This is a genomic window from Clostridium sp. (assembly GCF_021443865.1).
Classification (GTDB): domain Bacteria; phylum Bacillota; class Clostridia; order Clostridiales; family Clostridiaceae; genus Clostridium.
The window spans coordinates 1-4,806 of sequence record NZ_JABUTB010000125.1 but is presented as its reverse complement, the minus strand read 5'-3'; the positions used below and the strand labels follow the sequence as shown (position 1 = coordinate 4,806).

The following is a 4,806-nucleotide window of genomic DNA, read 5'->3' as shown; positions in this document are numbered from 1 at the left end:
TTTCTGAAATTGAAGAAAATATTATTATTGGTAGTCTTTTAGGGGATGGGAGTTTAGCTTTATATAATAGAAGTAAGAATGCTTATTATAGAGAACATGGATGTGAAAATCAGCTACCTTATAGAATGTGGAAATATGAAAATCTAAAAAATCTAGACTTTAAAATAAATACAAATTATAAATATGCTAAAATATATTCTCATTGCAATATATACTTTACTAATTTATATAATAAATTTTATTTTAATAATATTAAAACTATTACAGAAGAAAATATAATATTGCTTACACATCCAATAGGTTTAGCTTGCCTTTATATGGATGATGGATCATTAGTTATGGATTCAACTAAGCGTAGAAATAATTCTATATACATTTTTCCACGAATATCATTATACACTTTAAGTTTTTCTGAAAAAGAAAATTTAATCTTAAAAAATCATTTAGAAACTACTTTTGGAGTGAAAGCAAAAATCAAATATAGAAAAGATGGTAAAAATACTATTTTAGAAATAAATAAAAAAAGTGATATTATTAAATTTATTGATATAGTAAAACCTTATGTATATGAAATACCCTATATGAGATATAAAATTAATCTAGATAAAAGATTTGAAGAAAAGAAAAATAAGCTTAAAGAAAATGGTTATAAAAATATTAATTCTTTTGAAAATATCTCTAGTAAAAATTACTATACCAGAAATGAAGAACTATTTATTATTCAATCAAAAGAAAATGGTATGAGCAATATAGAAATTGCTAAAGCACTTAATAGAAGCTATTGGGGTATAATAGACAAATTACGAAGAATAAATAAATTAAAAGAGTCAAGGTAAAACCTTGACTCTTAATTTCATTATATTCAACAAATTTTAAAGGAAACTCCTTCTCAATGCTTCGAAGGAGTAAGCGATTCACATAATTTCAGATAAATCTAAAATTAGTTCTCTGCTTATCTTAATAATTGAAGAACTCCTTGAGGTTGTTGGTTAGCTTGCGGACCATCAAATATCTTTCAATATTTGCCAGACTATATCTTCAGCTTTTTATATTAACTAAAGCTGTGGGGCACTTCGGGAAACCTCATCCCTACAGATTTCATTACCATGGATTTCTCTTTAGGTAGTATATCTTAGTCGTTGAACCTTCTTCAATCTTTCGATACAGAAGCTTGGCTGCTGATTATCCAATGTTTCTTCTTTTTAAACCTTCACGTTTATCTTTTCAAATTCCGTTGTGGTGAAGAAATCTTAAGGAAGTTCCAGCAATTCACCCCATTATCCTTAAAAATCACTGTTTAAGGGACCCTTAAATTCTCATTAACGAAGTAATTGTAATACTCCTTGTGGTTGAGAATTTGCTTGAGCCAGCATAGCTTGAGCAGCTTGAGAAAGGATGTTATTCTTTGAGAAGTTCATCATTTCTTTAGCCATATCAACATCTCTTACTCTTGATTCAGCAGCTGTTAAGTTTTCTGAAGCATTGTCAAGATTTTTAATAGTATGTTCTAATCTGTTTTGGTAAGCACCTAATGTTGATCTTCCAGTTGATACTGATGTAATTTGAGTATTAATTGTTTCAATTAATGCTGTAGCTGTAGCATAATCAGCAACATCTGCAGAACTTAAAGTACCAACAGCACCTTCTATATCTGATAAATCAATTCCAGCAGTTGTAAAGTCTAACTCCATATTTTGGCCATTATTTGCACCAACTTGAATATTAACTGTACCAGCTTGTCCATCTAAAATTGTTTGTTCATTGAATTGAGTATTATCTTTAATTCTAGTTATTTCCTTACCTAATTCAGTTAATTCTACACCAATGGCATCTCTATCTGCTTCAACATTAGTATCATTTGATGCTTGTACAGCTAATTCTCTCATTCTTTGAAGAATTGCTTGTGTTTCTTGTAATGCACCTTCAGCAGTTTGAATCATTGATATACCATCTTGAGAGTTTCTTGAAGCTTGGTCTAAACCTCTTATTTGTCCTCTCATTTTTTCAGAAATTGAAAGTCCTGCTGCATCATCTCCAGCTCTGTTTATTCTAAGTCCTGAAGATAATTTTTCCATTGACTTTCCTGAAGCAGTGTTGTTAACACCCATATTTCTGTGTGCGTTTAACGCATTCATGTTGTGATTAATAATCATAATAAAATTCCTCCTTGATTTTTAAATTGACATCCTTGTCATTATTTTATTTATATGTAACAGATAAATCTGTTAATATCATCTCTATATAGAGTATTGCTTAAGCTTATATTATATATATCGTATATATGTTTTATACTTTATAGCTTATTTAAAATTTTTTAAACTTTTGTATTAAAAAAGTTGTTTGCCACTTTATTTTTTTCATATGCATTATTTGCATTTTTAAGTTTGTGGATTTTAGATATTTCTTCTTTCACTTTAAATTTCTCATTTTCAATTGCTCTTTTTAACTCATTATCTAATTTTAATATACCTTTGTCTAAATATAAATTTTTAATTACATCTATATTTACTTCTAAATCAAAAATTTGCTTTAATATTTCTTCTCTTTTTTCCATAAACTTTATTACTTCTTTATCATTATCTATTATTTCAATTATTTTTTCTGTTATTTGTTTATATTCTTCTAAAATACTATCTATCATATTTCTAATTTAACCCTAACTGTTGAGCTAAATAACTTTGTTGTGAATTATACTTATTCATTATAGTTTCTAAATTAGCATACTTTGTATATAGAGCTTGTTCTCTTCTTGAAAAATCTTTTTCCATGTCAGCAATTTTTTGCTCATATTTCTCTATGGATTTTGTTATTTCATTAGTGTAAGCTGTTGAAGAACCTTCTATTCCAGCTTTATTTAATAATGATGAAGTTACAGTAACTGTCTCTTTATATAAAACATCTTTAATTCTATTCATTATACCTGTTTTAGAATATTTTTGTCCTTCAGATAATGTATCATCCTTAGGTGCTGAGTTTATAAACATATTCATTATCTGTTCTGAATTTTTCTCTAAAGCATTAACTAATTTTGTTTCATCTACAGTATAAGTACCATTTTTCGTTCCCTGATAATCAGCAACTGGTGCTATTCCTATCTTCTCTAAATTTAATCCTGTTCCATCAACTAAAGATCTCATAGCTTGTTTTAAACTATTTGCTATTCTAGATACATCAGTATCCCTTGAAAGCTGTCCTTGTTGTACCTTTTCATTCCAGAGTTTTATTTCATCTTCAGACATTTCTTTCTTTTGATCAGCAGTTAAAGGATTAAAACTTCTATTTCTTTTTTCAGTGGTAAGTTTATTTAATTTCTCTACTAAAGTATTATAATCATTTATGAATTTAACTAAATTATCTTTAATATCTGTTACGTTTTGTTTACCATTAACAGATACACCTTCTGCTGGTATATCTCCAGTAAATTTGAATGTTACACCATCTAATGTTACAGTATTGGCAATTCCTTTGTGAGTATAAACCCCACCTTTACTATTTTTAATTATGAATTCAGCATCAGTACCGTCTGTTGCAAAATTTACGTCAGTATTAGCTACTTTTACATCTACATCATATTCTGAACCTGCTATGTTAGATGTTAATAAAACCTTGCCATTATCAATAGACGCAGTGATAGACATGCCTTGATCCTTAAGGACCTTATTTATATGATTAACAACATCATCACCTAAAGTTTTCCCTGTTAAATCTATCACATTACCATTAATAGTTATTTTTTCATTTGCTATATTAGTTAAATCAAGTTTATTAGTTGTGGGTTTAGCTTTTTCCCCCGAAATAAACTCTATATTAGGAACACTATCTCCAATAATTTCACCTATTGATATTTTAGGGTACTCTGTTTTTTCTCCTAATTCAACAGTTTTAAATATAATTTTCCCACTTTCATCTACATTAGCACTTAATTTATAATCCTTTAATTTATTTTGTAATATTTTTTCAATATCAGAATTAGTTAATACATCATTGCTAATATCTATTTTAATATCTTTACCATCAATTTTAATAATACCATCAGCCTCTTTTAAAGCTTTCACTGTGAAACTATCACTAGTTATAATTGAAGCCGTAGCATCAATTCCTTGCGTAATATCACCAATTTTCCCGCTAAAAGTTCCCCCAACAGTAAACTTACTATCTTTGCCTAGAACAACAGATTCAAATACAAGGCCACTTTTATTTTCATCATTCACTTTACTAGCAAAATCTGTATATACAACATTTACATTAATACTTTTAGCTTTTAATTCATTATTTAAGTTATTAGCTATTTCTTTTTTAGTATCACCTTTTAATGTAAATTCTTCACCATTAATAGTAATTTTATTTCCTTTTTCAATTCCATCAGTTTTAATATATTTTGCTGCTGTAGCTTTGCTTCCTGTAACTGTATAATTATCTACCTTTGCATCTCCTGAAGCTGTAACAGTTAATACATTTTCATTAGAAGAAGTAAATTTAGTAGTTGCCCAGTTTCTACTTAATAATAAACTATCATTTTTCGTTATATCAAAATACTTATTATAAAGCTCTCTTGAATCCTTTATTACTTCTCTATAAAGTTTTTGCTTTATTTCAAGAATTTCTCTATCCTGACCTTTTTTATCAATCTTTATTCTATATGGCTTCATAGAATTTTTTATAATTTCATCCATATCCAAGCCAGTTGCTAAGCCTGTTATTCTCATATAAACACCCTTTCTATAATTAATAATGGATAATTGATAATGCATAATTAAGGATATAATTCAGCAAAGCTGAATTATTGAAATTTATATTCATAAAATT

Annotated in this window: 4 protein-coding genes; 1 reads left to right on the top strand and 3 read right to left on the bottom strand. The window is 27.7% G+C overall.

Annotated features, from left to right (window positions below; all coding sequences use genetic code 11):
* Nucleotides 1–836, top strand: an 836-nt coding sequence (locus tag HUJ77_RS14570) for a hypothetical protein (RefSeq protein ID WP_291709870.1), incomplete at its 5' end; no start/stop codon positions are given.
* A 483-nt stretch (nucleotides 837–1,319) separates the two neighbouring features.
* Here the strand turns inward: HUJ77_RS14570 and HUJ77_RS14565 are convergent.
* From HUJ77_RS14565 to fliD, 3 genes are all read right to left on the bottom strand, one after another.
* Nucleotides 1,320–2,153, bottom strand: coding sequence for a flagellin (locus tag HUJ77_RS14565; RefSeq protein WP_291709868.1), 834 nt, complete (start codon nucleotides 2,151–2,153; stop codon nucleotides 1,320–1,322).
* 161 nt (nucleotides 2,154–2,314) lie between these two features.
* Nucleotides 2,315–2,641, bottom strand: a complete 327-nt coding sequence (locus HUJ77_RS14560) for a flagellar protein FliT (protein ID WP_291709866.1) — start codon at nucleotides 2,639–2,641, stop codon at nucleotides 2,315–2,317.
* A gap of 4 nt (nucleotides 2,642–2,645) precedes the next feature.
* Nucleotides 2,646–4,706, bottom strand: a complete 2,061-nt coding sequence (gene fliD / locus HUJ77_RS14555) for a flagellar filament capping protein FliD (protein ID WP_291709863.1) — start codon at nucleotides 4,704–4,706, stop codon at nucleotides 2,646–2,648.
* Nucleotides 4,707–4,806 lie beyond the last annotated feature (100 nt).